Origin of the sequence: Acidovorax sp. MR-S7, assembly GCF_000400995.2 — a bacterium.
In the GTDB taxonomy this organism is placed as follows: Bacteria; Pseudomonadota; Gammaproteobacteria; order Burkholderiales; family Burkholderiaceae_C; genus MR-S7.
This window is the reverse complement of sequence record NZ_DF238915.1, coordinates 1-23,928: the sequence shown is the minus strand read 5'-3', so window position 1 is coordinate 23,928 and position 23,928 is coordinate 1. Positions and strand designations below refer to the sequence as shown.

Below are 23,928 nucleotides of genomic sequence, written 5' to 3'. Positions count from 1 at the left end.
GGCTATTGCTTTGGCCACAGCGCCCACAGGCGCAGGTTCTGCTTGAGCCGGCCGGCCAGCTCGCCCGCCTCGGCACCCCAGCCGGCGAAATAGTCCGCGCGCACCGCGCCGACGATGGCGCTGCCCGTGTCCTGCGCCATGACCAGCCGCGCGAGCTGCGCCGTGGGGCCGCTGGAGGCCAGCCACACCGGCGTGCCGTAAGGGATGCTCTGGCGGTCCACCGCGATGGAGCGGCCGGGCGTGAGCGGCACGCCCTGCGCGCCGCGCGGGCCGAAGGCGGCGTCCAGCGCGTCGAGCGGCTCCTCGCGGAAGAAGACGTAGCGCGGGTTGGACCAGAGCATCTCGTTCACCCGCTGCGGGTTGGCGCGCGCCCAGGCGTTGATGCCGGGCCAGGTGGCGTCGCGCACCAGGCCCTGGTCCAGCAGCCACCGGCCCACGCTCTTGTAGGGCTGGTCGTTGGTGCCCGCGAAGGCCACGCGCACCAGGCGCACTGAGCCGTCGGCCTCCTGCACGCGCAGGCGGCCCGAGCCCTGGATGTGCAGCACCATGGCCTCCACCGGGTCGCGCACCCAGGCGATGGCGCGGCCGGCCAGGGCGGCCTGCACCTCGCGCGAGGTCTCGATCTGCTGGCGCGTGTACCAGGGCTTGCGTGTGCCCAGGTCGGCGGGCGGGCGGTAGAGCGGCACGTCGAAGCCGTTGCCGGGCTGGCGCGCGGCCTCCAGGTAGGGCTCGAAGTAGCCGGTGAGCAGGCCCTCGGCGCTGCCCTCCGGCGTTTCGATGCGGTAGGGCTGCAGGCGCCGCTCCATCCAGCCGCGCTGCTCCTCGGGGGTGGCGATGGAGAGCTGGCGCACCTCGCCGCACAGCGGCGCGAACGCGGGCGCGGGGCGCTCGCAGTTGCGCAGCCAGGCGTTCCAGGCCTCGTGCAGCGCGTCCTCCTCCACGCCGGGCAGCTCGCTCCAGGCCACGGGCACCCAGCGGCTCTTGGACTGCGCGAGCGTGCCCGGCACGGCCGTGGGCCCGGCCAGCGGCGGCTGGGCAACGGGCGTGGGGGGCGCCGCGGGAGCGGGCGCGGGGGCCGGCGGGCGGGTGGAGCAGGCTGCCAGGATTCCTACAATCAGCGCCGTTGCAAGCAGGCGCGGCAGGCGCAGGGAGGGCGAATTCATGGGGCTGATTTTGCTTGAAGCGCTGCTGGCGCTGCTGGTGCTGGTGGCCATCGTCTGGTGGACCATGTTCTCGGGCCGCCAGCGCGGCGAGCTGCCACCGTCCGAGCCCGAGGACAAGGCCGGCAAGAAGGATTGACATTTGTTTGCCGGCCCGCTTGCGGCTGGCACGGCGTCCTACAGACAGAGGCTGCCGGCGGTCGCTACGCTGTGCCCATCATTTCCTTCACTGGACACAAGGAGCCCTCTATGCGCAAACCTCTTCTCATCGGCACGGTAGCCGTGGTCATGCTGGCCACCGGCTGCGCCAACATGTCGGACACGCAACGCCGCACCGCCACCGGCGCCGGCGTGGGCGCCCTGGGCGGCGCGGCCGTGGGTGCCATCGCGGGCGGCCACGCGGGCACGGGCGCCGTGATCGGCGCGGGCGTGGGGGCCCTGGGCTCCTACATCTGGTCGCAGCGCATGGAAAAGCAGAAGCAGGAGATGCAGGCCGCCACCCAGGGCACGGGCGTTTCCGTGTCGCAAACGGCGGACAACCAGCTCAAGCTGGACATTCCCAGCGACATCTCGTTCGCCACCGGCCGCTCGGACATCCAGTCCAACTTCCGCCCCATCCTGGACCGCTTCGCCGACGGGCTGCGCAACAACCCGAACGCCGAGGTGCGCATCGTGGGCCACACCGACTCCACGGGCAGCGACGCGATCAACAACCCGCTGTCGATGGACCGCGCCACCAGCACGCGCAACTACCTCACCAGCCAGGGCGTGAGCGGCGCGCGCATCCACGTGGAAGGCCGCGGCTCGCGCGAGCCCATCGCCACCAACGACACCAACGACGGCCGCGCACGCAACCGCCGCGTGGAGATCTACGTGGGCGAGCGCACGCAGGGCTGACTTCCCTCCTCGCCTCAAGAACGATAGCTGCCAGCGCTTGCCAGACGGGCGCTGGCAGCTATTTTCATTCCAGGTCTATTGCGGGGCCGTGCGCAGCAGGTTGGCCAGCTCCACGGCGGACTTGACCTGCATCTTGTCGAACACGCGCGCGCGGTGCACCTCCACCGTGCGCACGCTGATGTCGAGCTGGTCGGCGATGAGCTTGTTGGGCAGGCCCTCGACGACGAGGCGCATCACGTCGCGCTCGCGGTCGGTGAGTTCGGCCAGGCGGTCCTGCAGCTCGTGCTGCGCGCGGCTGGCCTCCAGGTGCTGGGCCGACAGCTCCAGCGCCGCCTGGACGCGGTCCACGAGCTGGTTGTCGGAAAAGGGCTTCTCGCAGAAGTCGAACGCGCCGCGCTTGACGGTGGCCACCGCCGTGGGCACGTCGGCATGGCCGGTGAGGAAGATCACGGGGATGGCGGCGGTGTCGCCCCGCTCGACCATCTTGTCGAACAGCGCCAGACCGCTCATGCCGGGCATGCGCACGTCCAGCAGCAGGCAGGCGGGCTGGCGCTGGCGGGGGCGCTCCAGCAGCATGAGCTCGAAGGCCTCGGCGCTGGAGAACGCCTCGCTGAGCACGCGGCGCGAGCGCAGCAGCCAGGCCAGCGCCTCGCGCACCTCGGCGTCGTCGTCCACAATGTACACGGTGGCGTGGGATGCGGGTTCCATATCGGTTCAGTTCATCAATGTGCGCTCAACACGGTCGGCCGCCTATGCGGCGGGCTACTTCAGGCGAGGGCCACCGTGCAAGGGCCGCCCCGCCGCACGGGTGGCGTCCCCCTTCCAGGGGGAAGCGGCGCAGCCGCTCAGGGGGTAGCGGGCAAGGTAAAGGTGAATACCGTACCACGGGGGGCGCGGGGCGCGTGTTCCATGAAGCCCCCGTGCTGCTCCACCACCGTGCGGCACAGGCTCAGGCCCAGGCCCATGCCCTCGGCGCGCGTGGTGTAGAACGGCGTGAACAGGCGGGCGGCCACGTCCTCGCTGATGCCCACGCCCATGTCGGCCACGGAGAATTCGAGCCAGCTGCGGGCGACGTTGGAGGCCGCGCGGCGCACGCGCAAATCGAGGATGCGCGGGTGGATCTGCGGATCGTCCATGGCCTGCATGGCGTTGCGCGCGAGGTTGAGCAGCACCTGCTCGACCATGGTGCGGTCGCACAGCGCGGGGGGCAGGTCCTCCTCGATGTCCAGCGCCACGCGCACGTCCAGCTTGCGCGCCTGCAGGCGGATGATGGGCAGCACCGCGTCGAACAGGTCCTGCGCGGCCACGCTCTCGCGCGACTGGTCGCGCCGGCGCACGAAGTCGTGCACGCTCTTGATCACGCGGCCCGCGCGCTCGGCCTGCTGGGCGATGCGCTGCACGGCCACGCGCACGTCGTCCAGGTCGTGCGGATCGGGCGCCCCGCCCGGCGATTCGAGCAGGTTCAGCGAACCGTTGGCGTAGCTGGAGATGGCGGCCAGCGGCTGGTTCAGCTCGTGGCTCAGCAGGGACGCCATCTCGCCCACCGTGGCCAGGCGCGCCGTGGCCTGCAGGCGCTCCTGCGAGGTGCGCGAGAGCTCCTCCACGCGCCGCTGCTCGCTCACGTCGAGGAACGAGCCCATCCAGCCGGTGTGCAGGCCGTGCGCGTTGATGAGCGGCGCCTCGTAGATCATCACCGGGAAGCGCGTGCCGTCCTTGCGCATGAAGGTCGATTCATAGCCCTCGCGCGGCGGGTGCAGCCCGCCGGACATGCGCACCACCTGGCGCTCGCCGTATTCCTGCGCGTGCTCGGGCGGCCAGTACGGCAGCGGCGAAATCTGGCCCACCAGTTCGGCGGCCGAAAAGCCCACCATGTCGCAGAACGCGGGGTTCACGTAGGTGATGCGCCCGTGCAAGTCGCGCGCGCGCAGGCCCGTGACCAGCGAGTCCTCCATCGCCTTGCGGAAGGCCAGCGCGTCGCCCAGGTCGCGCTCGGCGCTCAGCCGCCGCCGGTTGTCGCGCACCAGCACCACCAGCACCGACACCAGCGCGATCGACATGGCCGTCACCAGCGCCGTGAGCACGTTGGGGAACACGCTGGGCGCGGTGTGCCAGCTGTCCATGCGCAGGATCAGCGTGGTGCCGGGCAGGTCGAACAGCTGCTGCGCCGTGAACATGCGCGAGCCGCGCCGCATGGCGCCCACCAGCGCCAGCCGCGTGCCGTCGGCCTCGGTGAACGACACCTCCTGCGTGCGCTGCAGGCCGGGCGCCACCAGGTCCACCAGCACGGTCTGCAGCGCGTAGGTGGCGACGAGGAAGCCCTGCAGCCGGCCCTCGTCGATCAGCGGCAGGCAGACCTCCAGCATCTCGCCGCCCATGCCGTCGGGCATGGGCTGGAAGTAGCTGCTCGAATACGAGGGCCCGCTGATGCGGCGCGCGTTGGAGCAGGCCAGCGCGATCTCGGAATGCGTGCCGCTGCGCGCGGCCGGGTCCCAGTGCAGCGGGCGGTAGGGCGTCTCGGAATGCGCGCGCACGCGCAGCTGCGTGTCGCGCCACTCGATGCGCGCCAGCTCGCGGCGCGCGCTCAGCAGCTCGGCCGCGCGCGACTCCCACGAGGCCAGGTCCGGGTTGTGCGCCTGCAAGGCCTGCAGGCTCTGGATGTTCTGCGCGAAAGCCTTGCGGATGTCGGCCACGGCGTCCTGCGTGTCGCGCTCCAGCCGGGTCTGCACCTGGCTGGCCTCGTAGCGACCCGCCAGCCACACCAGCGTGACCAGCATGCTGACCACCAGCGCGACGAGCAGCATCCACAGCGACCAGCGGCGCCATGCGCCCACCCAGCGGCGCCAGCGGCGCGGCATGCGGGGTTCCTGTTGCACCACCATCTTTAAGTCAAATCAGGCCCTAGCGCTTTCTGGACAAGCGCAAGCAGCTATCAATTTTGAGTATTTCACAGCACGCAATGCTCCAGCGCGGGCAACTGGCCGCGCACCTGCGCCAGGTGCGCCGCGTCCAGCTCGCCCAGCACCACGGCCGGGCCTTCGTCCTGCTGGGCCAGCACCGTGCCCCAGGGGTCCACCAGCATGCTATGGCCCCAGGTGCGCCGCCCGTTCTCGTGCTGGCCGCCCTGCGCGGGGGCGAGCACGTAGGCCAGGTTCTCCACGGCACGCGCGCGCAGCAGCACCTCCCAATGGGCGCGGCCGGTGGTGTAGGTGAAGGCGCTGGGCACCAGCAGCAGGTCGGCGCCGGCGCGGGCGTGCGCGCGGTACAGCTCGGGAAAGCGCAGGTCGTAGCACACCGACAGGCCCACGCGCCAGGGTGTGCCGCTGCGCGCAACCATGGTGAAGCGCGCCGGTTCGCGGCCGGCCTGGATGGTCTGCGCCTCGTCGAAGCGCTCGCGGCCGTTGTCGAAGCGGAACAGGTGGATCTTGTCGTAGCGCGCCACGCACTCGCCCTGGGCCGAAAACACCAGCGTGCTGTTGTGCACGCGCCCAGGGCTGTCGCAGGCCAGCGGCAGCGTGCCGCCCACGATCCACAGGTCCAGCTCCCGCGCCGCGCCGGCCAGGAAGCGCTGGATGGCGCCATCGCCCCAGGTCTCGCACAGCGTGAGCTTGTCGCTGTCGCGCAGGCCCATCGCGCCGAAGTATTCGGGCAGCACGGCCAATTCGGCGCCGGCCTGCGCGGCCTGCTCCAGCAGGCTGCGCGCCTGGGCCAGGTTGTCCGCCAGCGATACGCCCGACACCATCTGCACTGCGGCGACTTTCATGAGGTCTCTCCTGAAGGGGATGGAACAGAGGATGCGCCCACGCCGCCCGCCCCGCCGGCGGGCGCGGCGGGCTTGCGCCGCTCCACGCGCTCCACGCGCGGGTCGGCCCAGGTGCCGTCGATGCGGAACTCCTGCGTGGCCGCCTGGATGAGCGGCCCGCGCAGGAACACCTGCGCCAGGAAGCTGCCCAGGCCGATGACGGGGTTGATGGCGGTGGCCACCAGCGAGGCGGTCATGGCGTTGATCTCGGGCACGACGACCACGTGGAGCTGCTGCGTCTCGTGCTGGATGTCGGCGCTGCCCTCCATGAGCACGGCGGCGTTGACGCCCTTCATCTGCAGGTTGTTGGTGGTGGCCACGCCCTCGGCGATGCGCACGTCGCCGCGCACGAAGTCGAATGCGAAGCCCTCGCTGAACACGTCGCGGAAGTCGAGCGCGAACCGCCGGGGCAGCGACTGCAGGCTGAGCACGGACAGCAGCTTGGCCAAGCCCGGGTCGGCCTTGAGGAACTGGCCCGACTCCATGTTGACGTTCATCAGGCCGGTCATGGAGCGGTAGTCGGGCGACAGCGGCGAGCCCAGCCAGCCCACCTGGCCCTCGATGCGGCCCTTGCCGCGGCGCAGCACGCCCTCCATGCCGAAGCGCGCGAGCAGGTCGCCCGAGTCGCGGATGTCCATGCGGAAGTTCATCACCGTGCGCCGCTGCGCGCCCACGCCGCCCAGCAGCGCCCAGTTGCCGCTGGAGGTCAGCGTGGCCTCGGGCGCCGAGAGGTTGAACTGCTGCAGCCGCCATTCGCGCTGCCCGCCCTCGGTGGCGCGGTTCACGGCCTCGATCTCCAGGCGGCCCAGGTGCCGGCCGCGCAGCTCGAAGTCGTGCACCACGATGTCCAGCGCCGGGAGCTGGCCGGGCTGGCGCGCGTCGAGCAGGGCGTCCACCTGCAGCGCGTCCGATTGCGGGTCCGCCGCCTGCGGCACGGCCAGGCGGGACAGCCGCGCGAAGACGCGGCCCTGGGGCGTGTCGCCGCCGCCGGGGTGGTATTCGATGTAGCCGCCCAGCGCGTCGGCATCGATGTTGGCGCGCCAGACCTCGCCGGCGCGCGAGACGCCGGCCACCACGTCCTTCAGCGTGCGGCCCTGCAGCGTGACGGACGAAGCGCGCACCGCCAGCTGGGTGGGCAGGTAGTCCAGCTCCGGGCCGGCCGGCGCGGCGGCGCCCGCGGCCGCGCCGGGCGCCGCGGGCGACTGCAGCAGCGCGCTCCAGGCATCGGCGTCGACCGCGCCCAGCGCCACGTTCGCCGTCACGCCGCGCGCGGGCAGCGGCGCGGCCTCTCCCGGGGCCAGCCCCAGCGAGATGGCGCCCGCGAGCACCCGGGCGCGGTCTTTGGCGCGGCCCTCGCCCAGGTCGCGCACGTAGGCCAGCGAACCGACGCTGCCCAGCTCCAGCGTGAGCTCGTCGCGCAGCGGCGCGCTGGCGGAAGCCGCGGCCTCGCGCGTCAGGCGCGTCTCGAAGCGCACCGGCAGCGGCTCCTGCGCCGCCTTGCCCAGGGGCGCGGGCACGTCCAGCGCCATGCCGCGCAGGTCGGTGGTGACCTGCAGCTCTGGCACGCCGCGCCGCACGCCCAGGGCCATCGCATACGCCGCGCTGCCGCTGGCGTGCCGTGCCAGGCGCGACAGCAGGCCCAGTTGCGGCGCGTCGCGCAGGCCTTCGGCCGTGGCCGTGCCCTGGGCGCGCACGCGCACGCCCGAGTCGCCGGCTGCCGCGGCAGCGCCCTGCGGCACGCGCATGCCGCCCGAGAGCTGCACCTCGCCGCCCAGCGCGCGGCCCTGCACGCCGGCCAGGGTGAAGCCTTCTTCGCTGAACTGCACCGCACCGCGCGCGCCCGTGACCGTGGGCGCATCGGGCACGAAGCGCACGTCGTTGCCCGCCAGGGCGACGCTGCCGCGCACGGTGGAGCGCTCGATCGCGTCGATGGGCAGCTTCAGCGCCAGCTGCAGCTCGGCCGCGCCCGTGGCGGCGGCCTCGTCCAGCGCGCCATGCGTGAGCTGCGCGATCTGCGACGCGCCCACCACCGCCAGCATGTCGGCCAGCGGGCCGCGCACGGTGCCCGCCACGTCCACCACGGTGTGCTCCAGGTCGGGAATGCGCGCGTTCACCTGCCGCACGCGCAGCCGGGGCATGCCCTGGATGCTGCCCGAGGCCTCGCGCACCGCCATGCCGGCGCGGTCGAACACCAGCTCGCCCGCCAGGCCCACCAGCGCCGGCCAGGGCTTTTCGCCGGGGTGCTGCAGGGCGGGCGGCACGTAGCCATAGGTAACGTCCTTGACCCGCGCGGCGATGTGGAACTCGCCCGGCCTGGCTTGGCCCGGGCCGCCGTGGGCGAAGGGCAGGTCGTGCAGGTCGCCCTTGACGCGAAAGCGCACCTGGCTCGCGCTGCCGGCGAGGATGGCATCGCGCACGTAGTGGCGCGACTCGGCGGGAATGTGCAGCGGCAGGTAGCGGTGCACGCGCGTGCCGTCGGCGCGCGCGAGCTGGCCCGACAGGTCCAGCACGCCGGGAAAACGCGAGCGCGCGGGCGACGTGGCCGGATCGGCCGTGTGCCAGGCCAGGCGCGCCTCGCCCTGGGCATCGGCGTTGGCGAAGCGCAGGTCGCCCGCTTGCACGGCGATGCGCTCGCCCTCGATCTGCCAGCGTACCGTGGCGCCGAGCTGCTGCACGGGCACGACGGGCTCCTCGAACACGCCGGGCAGCAGCAGCGCGCCGTCGGCCATCGCCAGCACGGCACGGCCGCCGGCCTGCGTCAGCTCGAATTCCACGCGCGCACCGCTCAAGCCCATGGCGGAAGGGGCCCCGCCGGGCGGCACCTCCGCCAGCGCCAGGCCGGCCACGCGGCCACGCGCCTGGTATTGGGACGGCCGCTCCAGCGGGCCGCGCCAGCTCGCCGCCACCTCCTCCACCAGCCCGCGCGGCGCATAGGTGGCCAGCGCGCCGTGCACCGCCTCGCCCAGCGGCAGGCGGCTGGCGATCTCGGAGAGCGCGGCCAGGTCCAGCCGGTCGGCGCGCAGCTCGCCCTGCTCCTGGCCCGGACGGCCCTGCCCCGTGTGGCGCAGCACCACGTTGCCGCCGGGCCACCGCAGGCCGTCATCGGTGGTGAACTGCAGGCCCTGCGTGGAGAACTCGAAGCCCTCGCCCAGCCATTGCCCCCCGAGCCGCCCCGCGATGCTGCGCAGCGCCAGGGGCTTGAGGTCCTGCCCCAGGGTGGCGTTGACCTCGGCGAGCGCCAAGTCCGCCGTGCCGCCCACCACCTCGCCGCGCCGCACGTCCACCCAGGCGCGCAGCGCGCCCCGGCCCTGGGCCACCCGCAGGGAACCCAGATCGGCGTGCCGCTCCAGGCGGGAGACGTCCACGCGCGTGAAGTGCGCGAACAGCTGGCCGCTCCACTGCTGCCACGCCCCGCCGTGGGTGGTCAGCAGCGGCTGGCGGAACTGGCCGTGGAGCGTGAAGCGGTCGCCCCACTCGGGCGGCGGCGTAGCGTCCAGCCGCACGCCGTGGCGCCAGCCGCCATTGCGCAGCAGCAGGTCCACCTGCGTCAGCGCCAGCGGCTCGGCGCCGCGCAGCTCGTCGGTCCAGCGCAGCGTGCCGCCGCGGATGGCCACCTCGGTCTGCGAGAACAGCCAGTCGGCCGCGGCGCTGTCGCCCTGCGCGCTGTCGCGAAAGGGCAGGCCGGCGATGAAGATGCGGCCGTCGCCTGCCCGGCGCACGTCCAGCTCGGGGCTGTCTATATAGAGCTGCTCGAACCCCAGGCGCAGCAGCGAGCGCGGCGACAGCGCCACCACCACGCGCGGCAGGCGCAGCGCCTCGCGCCCCTGGGCGTCCAGCAGGGCCACGCCGGACAGCTCCACCGTGGGAAAGACCCCCTCGCTGCGCGCCGCGATGGCGGCGATGCGCACGGGTACCCCTAGTGTCCGCTGGGCATAGCGTTCGAGCTGCGCTTGGTAGTCACCGATACGCGGCACAATCCAGCCATGCAGCCCCCCCCAGGCGGCCGCCAGCAGCAGCCAGAACGCCAGCAGCGCGCCCAGCGCCCATCGTGCACAGCCCGCCACGCATTTCAGCAAGCGGGAAGGGTGGGGCAAAGGCTCTGTCATGGCGGGCGAAAAGGGTGGCAGGAATTATGACCCGCCCATCTCCTGAGGGTTCAGCACCCAACGGTGTCGTTCTGTACGGACGCGCCGTGCCGTTTTTGCCGTTCAGATGTCCTCGATTGAACCCGTAGCCCTTGCAGGCCCGCTTTCGGAATATTCGCGCTTCCACCAGCGCCTGCGGCGCCGCTACGCGCAGGAGCTCGCGCTGCTGCCGCCCGGCGTGCCCACGCGGGACGTGCTGGGCGCGACCTGCGATGCACTGCTGGCCGCCGGGCACGACCTGGGCGCGGCCCTGCGCATCCTGCGCCAGCTGGTGATGGAGCGGCTGATCTCCCTGGACTGCGACGCCCGCGCCCCGCTGGCCGACATCACCCTGCCCGTCACCTGGCTGGCCGAGCTGGCGCTGGACCGCGCCTGCCGCCAGGCCCGCGCCGAGCTGGACGCGCGCCACGGCGCGCCGCAGGGCCCGCAGGGCCAGCCGGTGCAACTGTGGATCGTCGGCATGGGCAAGCTCGGCGCGCGCGAGCTCAACGTGTCGAGCGACATCGACCTGATCTACATCTACGAGCACGACGGCGAGACCGCCGGCCTGCCGGACGGGCGCGGGCGCATCTCCAACCACGAATACTTCGCCCGCGCCGTCAAGACGATCTACGGCCTGGTCGGCGACACCACCGAGCATGGCTTCGTCTTCCGCGTGGACCTGGCGCTGCGGCCCAACGGCAATTCCGGCCCGCCGGCCTGCTCGCTGGCCGCGCTGGAGGAATACCTGCTGGTGCACGGGCGCGAGTGGGAGCGCTTCGCCTGGCTCAAGAGCCGCGTGGTGGCACCGCTGGACTGCATCGCCAGCCCGGAGGTGCAGGCCCTGCGCGGCGTGGTGCTGCCCTTCGTGTTCCGCCGCTACCTGGACTACGCCGTGTTCGACGCGCTGCGCGCTTTGCACGGCCAGATCCGCGACCATGCGGCCAAGCGCAGCGCGGGCCACCCGGGGCGCGCCAACGACGTGAAGCTCTCGCGTGGCGGCATCCGCGAGATCGAGTTCACCGTGCAGCTGCTGCAGGTGGTGCGCGGCGGCCAGTTTCCCGAGCTGCGCTGCCGCCCCACGCTGGAGGCGCTGCAGCGCCTGGCGCGCGCCGGCCTCATGCCGCAGGAAACGGCCGCGCAGCTCGCCGACGCCTACACCTTCCTGCGCCGCGTGGAGCACCGCATCCAGTACCTGGACGACCAGCAGACCCATGTGCTGCCCACGCGCGACGACGACCTGGCCTGGATCGCCCAGACCCTGGGCCTGAGCTGCTGCGACTTCCTGCGCGAACTCGACGCCCACCGCGAGCTGGTGGCCCAGGAGTTCGACACCCTGCTCGGCGGCCCCGAGAAGAAGCAGTGCACGGGCGGCGGCTGCGGCGGCCCGCGCGCGGCCGCATCGGGCGTGGCCGGCGCGCCGGACCTGGACGCGTTGCTCGAACAGCTGCCGCCCCGGCTGCGCGAGCGCGTGGCCGAGTGGCGCACCCACCCGCGCGTACAGGGCCTGCGCGACGAGGCGCGCGCGCGCCTGCTGCGCATCGTGCAGCGCACCGGCCGCTGGCTGGCCGACGGCAAGGCCAGCGAAGCCGCCGCCGTGCGCCTGGTGGACTGGCTGGAGCCCCTGCTGCGCCGCGAAAGCTACCTGGCACTGCTGCTGGAGCGCCCCTCGGTGCACGAGCACCTGCTGCACCTGCTGGGCGCCGCCAAGTGGCCGGCGCGCTACATGCTGCAGCACCCGGGCGTGATCGACGAGCTGGCCGGCGGCGCGCTGCTGTCCGAGCGCTTCGTGCCCGCCGATTTCGAGCGTGAACTGGGCCTGCGCCTGGCCGCGCTGCAGTCCACCGGCGAGGACGACGACGAGAACCTGCTGAACCTGCTGCGCCGCGCCCACCATGCCGAGACCTTCCGCACGCTGGCGCGCGACGTGGAGGGGCGCATCACCGTCGAGCAGGTGGCCGACGATCTGTCCCTGCTGGCCGACAGCGTGCTGCGCATCACGGCCCGCTGGTGCTGGGACCGGCTGAAGAACCGCCACCGCACGGATGACGGCGGGCCGCAGTTCGCCATCATCGGCTACGGCAAGCTCGGCGGGAAGGAGCTGGGCTACGGCAGCGACCTGGACATCGTCTTCGTCTTCGACGACGACGACGAGCGCGCCTCCGAGGTCTACGCCGCCTTCGTGCGCAAGCTCATCAACTGGCTCACCGTGAAGACCGGCGAGGGCGACCTGTTTGAGATCGACACCGAGCTGCGCCCCAATGGCAACTCCGGCCTGCTGGTCACGAGCTTCAAGGCCTACGCCGACTACCAGGAGCGGCGCGGCAGCAACACCGCCTGGACCTGGGAGCACCAGGCCATGACCCGCGCGCGCTTCGTGCTGGGCAGCGAGGACCTGCACGCGCGCTTCGACGCCGTGCGCGAGGCCGTCATCACCGCTCCGCGCGACGCGGCGGCGCTGCGCGGCGAAATCCAGGCCATGCGCCAGCGCCTGTACGCCGCCCACCCCGTGCCCGCCGGGCAGTTCGAGGTCAAGCACAGCCCCGGCGGCATGCTGGATGCCGAATTCGCCGTGCAGTACCTCGTGCTGTCGCAGTCCGCCGCCCACCCCGGCCTGCAGGGCAACGTGGGCAACATCGCCCTGCTGCAGCGCGCCGAAGCCGCCGGCCTGCTGCCCGCGGGCGTGGGTCGCGCCGCCGCCGACGCCTACCGCACGCTGCGCCAAGTGCAGCACCGCGCGCGGCTCAACGAGGAGCCCACGCGGGTGCCGCAGGACGCGCTGGCCGCCGAGCGCGACGCGGTGCTGGCGCTGTGGCGCGCGGTGTTCGGCTGAACCCGCTCAGTCCACCAATTCCAAACGCCGAACGCTCTTGTGCTCCACCCAGGAGCGCGTGAGCGCGTCGAAGGCCAGGAAATGCGCGGCCGCCAGGTGCGCGTCGATCGCGGCCTGGTCGTCGTAGCGCTCGTACAGGAAGATGCGCGACGCATCGGCGGGGTCGCGGCAGATGTCGAACTGCTGGCAGCCGGGCTCGGCCGCGCGGGTCTGGCGCGCGTTCTCGGCCAGCGCGCGCTCGAAATCGGCGCGGTGTTCCGCCCGGACGGTGAAGTCGACGACCAATGCGAGGGTCATGGAGGGCTCCTTGTTCTGCCTGCGTTCAGTCCAGGCTCAGGCGCGCCTTCTGGGCCAGCGCGCTGAACTTGGCGATCTCGTCCTTGATCTGCCGCGCCATCTCGTCGGGCGTGCTGGCGACGGGCTCCGCGCCCATGTCGATCCACTGCTTGCGCATCTCGGGATCGGCCAGGATGCGGGCCACGTCCGCGTGCACCTTGTCGATGACCGGGCGCGGCGTGCCCGCGGGCGCCATCAGGCCGAACCAGGTGGCGATGTCGAAGCCCTTGAGGCCCGCCTCGGACAAGGTCGGCACGTCCGGCAGCGCCGAGGAGCGCCTGGCGGTCGCCACCGCGAGCGGGCGCAGCTTGCCGCCCTTGATCAGGGGCAGGCACGACGGCACGGTGTCGAACATCATCGTCGTCTGCCCGCCCATCAGGTCCACCAGTGCCGGGGAGCTGCCCTTGTAGGGCACGTGCAGCGTCTGCACGCCGGCCATGTCGTTGAAGTTCTCGCCGATGAGGTGGTGCGCCGTTCCGGCCCCGGTGCTGCCATAGGTCAGCTTGCCGGGCTGCGCCTTGGCCTGGGCCACGAGGTCGGCCACCGAGCGCGCGGGGTTGCTGCTGGACACCACCAGCACGTTGGGCACGACGGCCAGCACCGAGATCGGCGCCAGGTCGGTGGCGAAGTTGTAGGGCAGCTTCTTGTAGACCGTCTGCGCGATGGAGTGGTGCACCGCGCCGATCAGCAGGGTGTAGCCGTCGGGCGGCGACTTGGCGACGTAGTCCGCGCCCAGGGTCAGGCCCGCGCCCGGGCGGTTCTCCACGACGACGGGCTGCTTCCACAGCTCGGCCAGCTTCTGGCCGATGGAGCGGCCGATCTGGTCCGTGCTTCCGCCCGGGGGCGAAGGCACCACGATCTTCACGGGGCGGGCGGGCCATGCCTCGGCCAGCACCGCGGCGGGCAATGCAGCAGCCAGGGCTGCGGCCAGCGCAGCCTTCCATAGGGGTTTCATGTTGTCTCCTTGGGATGCAGTGGTGAGGAAAAAGGACCGTCAGCGGTCGATCGCGGCGACCACCGCGCGGGTGATGGCGGCCGTGCCGTCGCTGCCGCCGAACTCCATGGGGCGCACCTGCCCCGTGGCGAACACCTGCTCCACCGCGCGCTCGATCAGCGCCGCGCCGTCGGACAGGCGCGCGTCGCCGCCGCGCCCGGCCAGCCAGTCGAGCATCATCGCGGCGGACAGCAGCATGGCGATGGGGTTGGCCCGGCCCTGGCCCGCGATGTCGGGCGCGGTGCCGTGCGCCGGCTGGAACAGCCCCACCTTGTCGCCGATGTCGCCCGAGGGCGCCATGCCCATGCCGCCCACGAGCGCGGCGATCAGGTCGGAGAGGATGTCGCCGAACATGTTCTCGGTGACCAGAACGTCGTAGGTCCAGGGCTTGAGCACCAGGTTGAGCGCCATCGCGTCGACGTAGGCGCTGTCGGCCCCGACGGCGGGATGCCGCGCCGCGACCTCCTCGAACACCTTGCGGAAGAACGCCATGGACGCGAACACGTTGGCCTTGTCGACATTGGTCACCCGGCCCGCGCTGCCGCGCTGCGCCGCCCGGCGCTCGGCCAGGCGGAAGGCGAACTCGCAGATGCGCGCCGTGCCCGTGCGCGTGATGCGCATGGTGTCGAACACCTCCTCGTCGCCGCGCACGTCGCCCCGGCCGCGCGCGTAGAACAGGCCCTCGGTGTTCTCCCGCACCAGCACCATGTCGATCTGTTGCGCCTGGGGGTGCGCCAGCGGCGTGGGCAGGCCGGGGAAGGTGCGGATGGGGCGCACGCCGGCGTAGAGGTCGAAGGCCATGCGCAGGTCGATCTGCGGAATGATCTCCGTGCCGTCGGCGCCGCGCACGTGCGGCAGCCCCATGGCGCCGAAGAGGATGGCGTCGGCCGACTCGCACGCGCGCAGCGTGGCGTCGGGCAGCGCCTCGCCGGTGTCCTGGTAGTGCTGCGCGCCGGCGGGCAGCCATTCGAGCGCGAAGCCCGTGCCGATGCGGCGGGCCGTGGCGGCCAGCACCGCCTCGGCCGCGCGCATGACCTCGGGGCCGATGCCGTCTCCGGCGAGCACTGCGATGTGATGACTCTGCTTCATGGATGGATGGGTGGGAGTGGAAGTGGCGAAGAAATGCGGCGGCCCTGGCCGGCGCGGACGCAGCCGGCGACCCCCGCGGGACGGCCTCAGACCTGCTGCAGCCGGTAGCGTTCGAAGATCGCGAGCAGCTCCGAGCTGGCCCGCTGGCGGTGCGCCCGGTTCACGGCCGCGGCGCCGGCCGAGTCGCCCGCGCGCAGGCAGTCCAGCAAGGCGCGGTGCTCCTGCGTGGAATTGACGGGCTTGGGACGCAGCCGCAGCGTGAACATGCGGGCGCGGTGGGCGCGGTCCCAGTGGCCGAAGACGGATTCGGCCAGCAGGCGGTTGCCCGCCAGGGTGACGAGCCGGGCATGGAAGTCTTCGTCCGCCGCGGCCCAGGCGTCGAGGTCGCCCTGCGCCAGCGCGGCCTCCATGGCGTCCGTGGCCTGCTGCAGCGGCGCGAGTTCGGCGGCCGTCGGATGGCGCTTGGCCACCATTTCCGCGGCCAGGCTTTCCAGGGCGGTGAGCACCTCGTAGATCTCCCGCATGTCCGTGGCCGACAGCGGCAGCACGCGCATGCCGCGGCGCGGCACCACCTGCACCAGCCCTTCGCGCTCCAGGCGTATCAGCGCCTCGCGCACGGGTGTTCGGCTCACGCCCAGCTCCAGGGCGATCTCCTGCTCCAGGGCCTGGTGCCCGGGAGGCCAGGCGTTGTCGAGGATGCGGCGGCGGATGGTGTCGTACACCGAGTCCTTGAGGGTGCCGGCGGCTGGCGAAGGAATGGAAGAAGTCATGGCGGGATTTAATGTATACGTTAATGCATCCATGCACAAATCCCTTGTGGCAGGGATAACCCTGAATGTTTCAGGGTAGTTGCGTGCACTACCAAAAAGATAGCTGCTCGCGCTTGCCAGCAAAGCGCTAGAGCCTATTTTCATTAAAATAAAACAAACGTTTGATTCACCGTGGTGTAATGCGCGGCGATGAGCACCATCGCGCCACCACCGTCCAGTCCGGAGACAAGCCAGACCCGCACGCGGCTGCTGCTGGCCGCGCTCAAACTGTTCTCCGAGCAGGGATACGCCAAGACCTCCATCCGTGCCATCGCCGCCGAGGCGCAGGCCAACGTGGCGGCGGTGAGCTACTACTTCGGCGACAAGGCGGCGCTGTATGCGGCGCTGTTCTCCGACTCCTTCGGCTCGCTGCACGCGCTGGTGCCCGACTTCACCCGCCCGGACCTGAGCCTGCGCGCCGCGCTGCGCTGCTTCTTCCAGGGCGCCCTGGGGCCGCTGCACCATGGCGCCATCGCGCGCCAAGTGGTGCGGCTGCACATCCGCGAGATGCTGGAGCCCACCGCGCAGTGGCAGATCGAGCTGGAGCGCGACGTGCGCGCGCCCAACGAGGCCATGGCCGCCCTGCTGTGCCGCTACCTGGGGCTGGCGGCGCCCGACGACGACCTGCACCGCCTCACGCTGACTCTCACCGGCATGGCCTTCCAGCTCTGGGGCCACCAGGAAGTGGTGGCCGCCATGCAGCCGCACCTGCTGGCCACGCCCGAGGCCGTGGACCGCTGGGCCGAGCAGCTGACCGAATTCGCGCTGGCCATGGTGGCCACCGAACGCCGCCGCCGCGCCCGCGCGGCACGCCCTGCCCCCGCTTCCCCTTCGCGCCGCCGCCCACCCGCCCCATGACGCCTTTCCGCCCTTCCCGTCTCGCGCTCGCCGCCCTGCCCCTGCTGCTGGCCGCCTGCGCCGTGCAGCGCCCGCCCGCGCAGGCCCCGGCACCCACGCCCGCCGGCTGGCACGCGCCCGTGCCCCACCAGGGCAGCGTGGCCGACCTGGCGCGCTGGTGGGAGCTTCACGCCGATCCGCTGCTGGGCGAGCTGGTGCGCGACGCGCAGGCGCTGAGCCCCACGGTGGCCCAGGCGAGCGCGCAGCTGGCGCAGGCACGCGCGCAGCAGGTGGCGGCGCGCGCGGCGCTGCTGCCCGCGCTGGACGCGCAGGCCAACGCCAGCCGCGGCTTCAACGAACAGGTGGGCGGCATCGCCACCGTGGCCCAGGCGGGGCTGCAGGCGGGCTGGGAGATCGACCTGTTCGGCCGCAACGCGGCCGTGGCGGACGCCGCGCGCGAGCGCCTGGCGGGCGCCCGCGCCCAGTGGCACGAGGCGCGCGTCTCCGTGGCCGCCGAGGTGGCGCTGCAGTACAGCGGCTGGCACCACTGCATGCGCCAGCTCGCGGTGGCGCAGGCCGATGCGCGCTCGCGCGGCGAGACGGCGCGGCTGGCGCAGGAGAGCGAGCGCGCCGGCTTCACCGCCCCCGCCACCGCCGCGCTGGCCACGGCCAGCCATGCCGACGCGCTGGGGCGCGCCGCGCAGCAGCGGCTGCAGTGCGAGATCGATGTGAAGACGCTGGTGACCCTCACGGGCCGCGCCGAGCCGGCGCTGCGGGCGCAACTGGCCGCCGCGCCGCCGCTGCGTCCGCAGGACGCGCTGTTCGCCATCGACAGCCTGCCCGCGCAAACCCTGGCCCAGCGCCCCGACGTGTACGCCGCCGAGCGCGAGGTGGCCGCCGCCAGCGCCGAGGTGGGCGACGCCCAGGCCCAGCGGCTGCCGCGCGTCACGCTCAGCGGCTCCATCGGCCGCGGCCTGGTGCGCAGCGGCGGCGTGGAGGTCACCAGCAACACCTGGTCCATCGGCCCCGTGGCGGTGACGCTGCCGCTCTTCGACGGCGGGCGCCGCGCGGCGCAGGTGGACGCGGCCCGCGCACGCTACGACAGCGCCGTGCAGCGCTACCACGCCCAGGTGCGCCAGGCCGTGGGCGAGGTGGAGCAGGCGCTGGTGCGCCTGGACAGCACTGCCGGCCGCAGCGCCGATGCGCGCCGCGCGGCCGACGGCTACCGCCGCTCGTTCGAGGCCACGCAGGCGCGCTGGACCGCCGGCATGGCCAGCCTGGTGGAGCTGGAGGATGCGCGCCGCACGCAGCTCGCCTCCGAGACCGCGCTGGTCACGCTCGAGCAAGAGCGCATGGCCGCGTGGATCGCCCTCTATCGCGCCGCTGGCGGCGGCTGGACCGAAGCCGCCGCCACACCCTGAACCCTTGCACCCCGACATTCCAACGGATGCCTTCCATGCAACGTCTGACTTCCTCCCCCTCCCTCATCGCCGTGGCCGTGCTGGCCGCGCTGGCCGCCGGCGGCGCGCTGGTGGCCACCGGCCCGTCGCGCGCGGCGCAGGAGGCGCCCGCCGCCGCGCCGCGCCCCGCCCTCACCGTGGTCGCCACGCAGCCCGTGCGCGGCGCGGTGGCCGAGCGCCTGCCGGCCAACGGCAACGTGGCCGCATGGCAGGAGGCCAGCATCGGCGCCGAGGTGAGTGGCCTGCGCCTGGCCGAGGTGCGCGTGAACGTGGGCGACGCGGTGCGCGCCGGCCAGGTGCTGGCCACCTTCGCGCCCGAGACCATCCAGGCCGACGTGGCCCAGGCCCGCGCCAGCGTGGCGGAGGCACGCGCCGCGCTGGGCGAGGCCCAGGCCAACGCCGACCGGGCGCGCACGCTCAGCGCCTCGGGCGCCTTGAGCCAGCAGCAGATCCAGCAGTACGCCACCGCCGCGCAGACGGCCCAGGCGCGCGTGGAGGCCGCGCAGGCCGCGCTCAACGCGCAGCAGCTGCGCCTGAAGCACACGCAGGTGCTGGCGCCCGACAGCGGCGTGATCTCCGCGCGCATGGCCACCGTGGGCGCCGTGGTGGGCGCGGGCACGGAGCTGTTCCGCATGGTGCGCAAGGGCCGGCTGGAATGGCGCGCGGAGGTCACCTCCAGCGACCTGCCGCGCCTGCGCCCCGGCGCCAGGGCCACCGTCACCGCCGCCAGCGGCGCGCAGGTGGAGGGCACGGTGCGCATGCTCGCCCCCACGGTGGACCCGCAGACGCGCAACGCGCTGGTCTACGTGGATCTGCCCGCGCACCCGGACATCCGCGCCGGCATGTTCGCGCGCGGCGAATTCCTGCTGGGCGCGCGCGACGCGCTGTCGGTGCCGCTGTCGGCCGTGGTGGTGCGCGACGGGTTCAGCCACGTCTTCGCGCTGGAGGCTTCCGACCAAGGTGAGCGCGTTCGCATGCTCCGCGTGCGCACCGGCCAGCGCACCGGCGCAAATGTGGAGATCACCGAAGGCCTGGAGCCCGGCGCGCGCATCGTGCAGCAGGGCGGCGCCTTCCTGAACGACGGCGACGTGGTGCGCGTGGCCGCGGCATCAGAGCAGAAACAGCCCCCAGCGCCCGCCAGTCGAGCGCAATCAGCTACGAAATAAGGAGCATCGGCCATGAACCTGTCCGCCTGGTCGATCAGGAACCCCATTCCGGCGGCGATGCTGTTCGTGCTGCTGACGCTGGCCGGCCTGCTGTCGTTCCGCGCCATGAAGGTGCAGAACTTTCCCGACATGGACCTGCCCGTGGTCATGGTCACCGCCGCGCTGCCGGGCGCGGCGCCGGGACAGCTCGAATCGGACGTGGCGCGCAAGATCGAGAACGCCATCGCCACCACGCAGGGCCTCAAGCACATCACCAGCACGCTGGTGGACGGCACGGCCACCATCGCCGCCGAGTACCAGCTCGAAAAGCCCGTGCAGGAGGCGGTGGACGACGTGCGCTCGGCCGTCTCGCGCGTGCGCGCCGACATGCCGGCCGACCTGCGCGACCCCATCGTCACCAAGCTGGAGCTGTCCAGCCAGCCCATCCTGGCGTTCGCCATCGCGTCGAGCAAGCTGGACGACCAGGAGCTGTCGTGGTTCGTGGACGACACGCTCACGCGCCGCCTGCTGGCCGTGCCCGGCGTGGGCGCGGTCGCGCGCGTGGGCGGCGTCACGCGCGAGGTGCGCGTGGCGCTGGACCCGCTGCGCCTGCAGGCCCTGGGCGCCACGGCGGCCGAGGTGTCGCGCCAGCTGCGCCAGGTGCAGGTGGAGAACGCGGGCGGGCGCGCCGAGCTGGGCGGCGCCGAGCAGCCGCTGCGCACGCTGGCCACGGTGCAGACGGCGCAGGAGATCGCGGCGCTGGAGATCCCCATCTCCGGCGGGCGCCGCATCCGCCTGGACCAGGTGGCGACGGTGACCGACACGGTGGCCGAGCCGCGCACCGCCGCGCTGCTGAACGACCAGCCGGTGATCGGCTTCGAGGTCTCGCGCAGCCGCGGCGCGAGCGAGGTGGAGGTGGGCGCGGGCGTGCAGAAGGCGCTGGACGCGCTGCAGGCCGAGCAGCCGCACCTGAAGCTCACGCGCACGGTGGACTTCGTGGACATCGCGCAGGACGAGTACGACAGCTCCATGAAGCTGCTCTACGAGGGCGCCATCCTCGCGGTGGTGGTGGTGTGGCTGTTCCTGCGCGACTGGCGCGCCACGATCGTCTCGGCCGTGGCGCTGCCGCTGTCGGTGATCCCGGCGTTCATCGGCATGCACCTGCTGGGCTTCTCGATCAACATCATCACGCTGCTGGCGCTGTCGCTGGTGGTGGGCATCCTGGTGGACGACGCCATCGTGGAGGTGGAGAACATCGTGCGCCACCTGCGCATGGGCAAGACGCCCTACCAGGCGGCCATGGAGGCGGCCGACGAGATCGGCCTGGCCGTGATCGCCACCACCTTCACGCTGATCGCGGTGTTCCTGCCCACGGCGTTCATGAGCGGCATCGCCGGGCGCTTCTTCAAGCAGTTCGGCTGGACGGCGGCGCTGGCGGTGTTCGCCTCGCTGGTCGTGGCGCGGCTGCTCACGCCGATGATGGCCGCCTACATCATGAAGCCCATCGTGGCGGCGGAGAAGGAGCCGCGCTGGCTGGCCGCCTACATGCGCGCATCGCACTGGTGCCTGCGGCACCGGGTGCTCACGCTCATCGGCGCGCTGCTGTTCTTCGTGGGGTCGCTGGCGCTGATCCCGCTGCTGCCCTCGGGCTTCATTCCGGCCGACGACAACGCGCAGACCCAGGTGACGCTGGAGCTGCCGCCCGGCAGCAAGCTGGCCGACACGCGCGCCGCCGTGGCCCTGGCCACCGGGCGCGCCATAGCCGTGGGCCACGTGGAGAGCATCTACACCACCATCGGCGGCGGCTCGGCTGGCGCCGACCCGTTCGCCGGCAGCGGCGCGGCGGACCCGCGCAAGGCCACGCTCACGCTGCGCATGGCGCCGCGCCACGAGCGCCCGCTCAAGCAGGAGATCGAGCAGCGCCTGCGCGCGGCCATGCAGGACGTGCCCGGCGTGCGCGTGAAGGTGGGCCTGGGCGGATCGAACGACAAGTACATCCTGGCGCTGGCCAGCGAAGACCCGCAGGCCCTGGCCGACGCGGCGCGCGCGGTGGAGCGCGACCTGCGCACGATTCCCGGCATCGGCGGCATCGGCTCCACCGCCAGCCTGGTGCGCCCGGAGATCGCCGTGCGCCCCGACTTCGCACGCGCCGCCGACCTGGGCGTGACTTCGCAAGCAATCGCCGAGACGCTGCGCGTGGCGACCGTGGGCGACTACGAGCAGTACCTGCCCAAGCTCAACCTGGCGCAGCGGCAGGTGCCCATCGTCGTGCGCCTGGATGACGCGGCGCGCGAGGACCTGTCGGTGCTGGAGCGCCTGGCCGTGCCCGGCGCGCACGGGCCGGTGCGGCTGGGCGAGGTGGCCCAGCTCGCGGTGGCGGGCGGGCCGGCCGTCATCAGCCGCTACGACCGCTCGCGCAACGTGAACTTCGAAATCGAGCTGGGCAGCCGCGGCCTGGGCGAGGTGACGGAGGCCGTGCGCCAGCTGCCCGCCGTGCGCGGCCTGCCCGCCAGCGTGCGCCTGATCGACGTGGGCGACGCCGAGATGATGGGCGAGCTGTTCGCCAGCTTCGGCCTGGCCATGCTCACCGGCGTGGTGTGCATCTACATCGTGCTGGTGCTGCTGTTCAAGGACTTCCTGCAGCCGGTCACCATCCTGGCCGCGCTGCCGCTGTCGCTGGGCGGCGCGTTCGTGGCGCTGCTGCTGGCGGGCAAGAGCTTCTCGATGCCCTCGCTCATCGGGCTCATCATGCTCATGGGCATCGCCACCAAGAACTCCATCCTGCTCGTGGAATACGCCATCGTGGCGCGGCGCGACCATGGCATGAGCCGCATCGACGCCCTGCTGGACGCCTGCCACAAGCGCGCACGCCCCATCATCATGACCACGCTGGCCATGGGCGCGGGCATGATGCCCATCGCGCTGGCGCTGGGCGGCGCGGACATGAGCTTCCGCTCGCCCATGGCCGTGGCGGTGATCGGCGGGCTCATCACCTCCACCGTGCTCAGTCTGCTGGTGGTGCCGGCCGTGTTCACCTACGTGGACGATTTCGAGCGCTGGCTGCGCCGCTGCGTGCTGCGGCGCGCGGACGGCGCCGGATAATGGGCCGCCATGCATCTCGTCGCGCTGAACATCGATTCCATCCAGCTCGGCCATCCGCTACCGTTCGCGCTGCGCGGGGCCGATGGCGCGCTGCTGGCCCACAAGGGCTATGTGATCCGCAACCGCGCGGAGCTGGACGTGCTGCTGGCCCGGGGCCTGCAGCTGTGCGTGGACACGGACGAGTCCGGCGACAGCCACCGCGCCTACCTGGCCCAGCTGCAGCAGATGCTGCTGTCGGAGAACCCGCTGGGGCAGATCGCCTCCATGAAGATCACCGCCGCCGCGCAGGGCCCGCAGGGCGCCGCGCAGAGCGGGCTTCCTGACTGGGCCGAATTGCAGCTGCACGCCACGCAGCTGCTGCGCGCGCCCTCCGCGGCCGATTTCCCGCGGCGGCTGCAGGCGCTGCGCGAGGCGCTGGCGCGCCACTGCCAGCAGGCGCCCGACGCGACGCTGCTCGCGCTGGTCTACCTGTCCGCGCAGGAGACCCGCCTCTACAGCGCCACGCACGCCCTGCTGGTGGCCTGCGTCTGCATGGTGGTGGCGCACGAGACGCTGCGCTGGCCGCAGGAGCGGGTGGACCGGCTGGGGCAGGCGGCGCTGTCGATGAACGTCGCCATGACAGCACTGCAGGACCAGCTCGCCCAGCAGACCCAGCCGCTGACCGCCGCGCAGGTGCAGTCCATCCAGGGCCATGCCGAGCATTCCGAGGCGCAGCTGCGCCAGCTCGGCGTGGCCGACCCGGCGTGGCTGGAGGCCGTGCGGCACCACCACCGCCGCACGCCCGGTCCCCTGTCCGCGCGCAGCGAAGGCCAGCAGATGGCCCGGCTCATCCAGCGCGCCGACGTGTTCGGCGCGCGCATCGCCCCGCGCGCCACACGCCCCCCCATGGCGGTGACGGCGGCCATGCAGGCCAGCTACTACGACGAGGAGCGCCAGGTGGACGAGGCCGGCGCGGCGCTGGTCAAGACGCTGGGCGTGTATCCGCCGGGCACCTTCGTCCGGCTGGCCAGCCAGGAGGTGGGCGTGGTGCTGCGGCGCGGCGCCAGCGCCACCACGCCGCGCGTGGCCGTGGTGCTCAACCGCGACGGCCTGCCGACCGGCGAAATGATCCCCCGCGACACGGCGCAGTCCGGCTGGAAGGTGTCCGCCCCCGTGGCGCGGCACGCAGTGCGGGTGCAGGTGCAGCTGCCGCGCCTGCTGGCGCTTGTCTGAACGTGATGGTCGCAACCATCTGAAACCCTTGCGCACGCGGGTGCTTCCCGGGCATACGGGAACCTCTCACAACCCCATGATTGACGGATCCGAATAGGCACGATTGGACGCCAGCCGTTTTGAATGCGCGA

General features: G+C 72.6%; 17 protein-coding genes. 8 read left to right on the top strand and 9 right to left on the bottom strand.

All coding sequences use genetic code 11. The features are described 5' to 3' along the window. Positions 1-2: 2 nt before the first annotated feature. On the bottom strand, positions 3-1,214 hold the full coding sequence (locus tag AVS7_RS09550; RefSeq protein ID WP_234449992.1) for a murein transglycosylase A: 1,212 nt from the start codon (positions 1,212-1,214) through the stop codon (positions 3-5). Here AVS7_RS09550 and AVS7_RS24870 point away from each other — a divergent pair. Continuing rightward, positions 1,162-1,299, top strand: coding sequence for a hypothetical protein (locus AVS7_RS24870; protein ID WP_020228228.1), 138 nt, complete (start codon positions 1,162-1,164; stop codon positions 1,297-1,299). The genes AVS7_RS09550 and AVS7_RS24870 overlap by 53 nt on opposite strands. Positions 1,300-1,409: 110 nt before the next feature. Next, entirely contained in the window at positions 1,410-2,057 is a 648-nt protein-coding gene (locus AVS7_RS09545) for an OmpA family protein (protein WP_020228227.1), read from the top strand. Between the two features lie 75 nt (positions 2,058-2,132). Here AVS7_RS09545 and AVS7_RS09540 read toward each other — a convergent pair whose 3' ends face one another. The 4 genes from AVS7_RS09540 to AVS7_RS09525 form a co-directional block, all read right to left on the bottom strand. After that, positions 2,133-2,765, bottom strand: a complete 633-nt coding sequence (locus AVS7_RS09540) for a response regulator transcription factor (RefSeq protein WP_020228226.1) — start codon at positions 2,763-2,765, stop codon at positions 2,133-2,135. 137 nt (positions 2,766-2,902) lie between these two features. Then, positions 2,903-4,912 carry an ATP-binding protein gene (locus tag AVS7_RS09535; RefSeq protein WP_020228225.1) on the bottom strand — a complete coding sequence of 670 codons (2,010 nt, stop codon included), beginning with the start codon at positions 4,910-4,912 and terminating at the stop codon, positions 2,903-2,905. Positions 4,913-5,001: 89 nt separating this feature from the next. Beyond that, on the bottom strand, positions 5,002-5,817 hold the full coding sequence (locus AVS7_RS09530) for a carbon-nitrogen hydrolase family protein (protein ID WP_020228224.1): 816 nt from the start codon (positions 5,815-5,817) through the stop codon (positions 5,002-5,004). Then, complete coding sequence (locus tag AVS7_RS09525; RefSeq protein WP_034690499.1) at positions 5,814-9,962, bottom strand: YhdP family protein; 4,149 nt, start codon at positions 9,960-9,962, stop codon at positions 5,814-5,816. Before AVS7_RS09525 ends, AVS7_RS09530 begins: the two co-directional genes overlap by 4 nt. A gap of 106 nt (positions 9,963-10,068) precedes the next feature. Between AVS7_RS09525 and glnE the strand changes: the two genes are divergently transcribed. Continuing rightward, on the top strand, positions 10,069-12,813 hold the full coding sequence (gene glnE / locus AVS7_RS09520; protein WP_020228222.1) for a bifunctional [glutamate--ammonia ligase]-adenylyl-L-tyrosine phosphorylase/[glutamate--ammonia-ligase] adenylyltransferase: 2,745 nt from the start codon (positions 10,069-10,071) through the stop codon (positions 12,811-12,813). A gap of 6 nt (positions 12,814-12,819) precedes the next feature. On the opposite strand, the gene AVS7_RS09515 is transcribed toward glnE, so the two are convergent. The 4 genes from AVS7_RS09515 to AVS7_RS09500 form a co-directional block, all read right to left on the bottom strand. Continuing rightward, positions 12,820-13,110, bottom strand: coding sequence for a putative quinol monooxygenase (locus AVS7_RS09515; protein ID WP_020228221.1), 291 nt, complete (start codon positions 13,108-13,110; stop codon positions 12,820-12,822). A 25-nt stretch (positions 13,111-13,135) separates the two neighbouring features. Further along, entirely contained in the window at positions 13,136-14,104 is a 969-nt protein-coding gene (locus tag AVS7_RS09510; protein WP_024001256.1) for a tripartite tricarboxylate transporter substrate binding protein, read from the bottom strand. Between the two features lie 39 nt (positions 14,105-14,143). After that, entirely contained in the window at positions 14,144-15,232 is a 1,089-nt protein-coding gene (locus tag AVS7_RS09505) for an isocitrate/isopropylmalate dehydrogenase family protein (RefSeq protein ID WP_034690495.1), read from the bottom strand. An 86-nt stretch (positions 15,233-15,318) separates the two neighbouring features. After that, positions 15,319-16,002 (bottom strand): GntR family transcriptional regulator, encoded by a 684-nt coding sequence (locus tag AVS7_RS09500; protein ID WP_020228218.1) that lies wholly within the window; start codon positions 16,000-16,002, stop codon positions 15,319-15,321. A gap of 189 nt (positions 16,003-16,191) precedes the next feature. On the opposite strand from AVS7_RS09500, the gene AVS7_RS09495 reads away from it, so the two are divergent. From AVS7_RS09495 to AVS7_RS09475, 5 genes are read left to right on the top strand one after another with little or no spacing between them, the layout of a single operon-like run. Next, complete coding sequence (locus AVS7_RS09495; protein WP_020228217.1) at positions 16,192-16,899, top strand: CerR family C-terminal domain-containing protein; 708 nt, start codon at positions 16,192-16,194, stop codon at positions 16,897-16,899. Continuing rightward, on the top strand, positions 16,896-18,299 hold the full coding sequence (locus AVS7_RS09490; RefSeq protein WP_020228216.1) for an efflux transporter outer membrane subunit: 1,404 nt from the start codon (positions 16,896-16,898) through the stop codon (positions 18,297-18,299). Before AVS7_RS09495 ends, AVS7_RS09490 begins: the two co-directional genes overlap by 4 nt. Before the next feature lie 35 nt (positions 18,300-18,334). Further along, entirely contained in the window at positions 18,335-19,504 is a 1,170-nt protein-coding gene (locus AVS7_RS09485; protein ID WP_024001255.1) for an efflux RND transporter periplasmic adaptor subunit, read from the top strand. A gap of 12 nt (positions 19,505-19,516) precedes the next feature. After that, a complete protein-coding gene (locus AVS7_RS09480) occupies positions 19,517-22,585 on the top strand; it encodes an efflux RND transporter permease subunit (RefSeq protein ID WP_020228214.1) in 3,069 nt (1,022 codons plus the stop codon). A gap of 9 nt (positions 22,586-22,594) precedes the next feature. Next, positions 22,595-23,797 (top strand): HD-GYP domain-containing protein, encoded by a 1,203-nt coding sequence (locus AVS7_RS09475; protein ID WP_020228213.1) that lies wholly within the window; start codon positions 22,595-22,597, stop codon positions 23,795-23,797. Positions 23,798-23,928 lie beyond the last annotated feature (131 nt).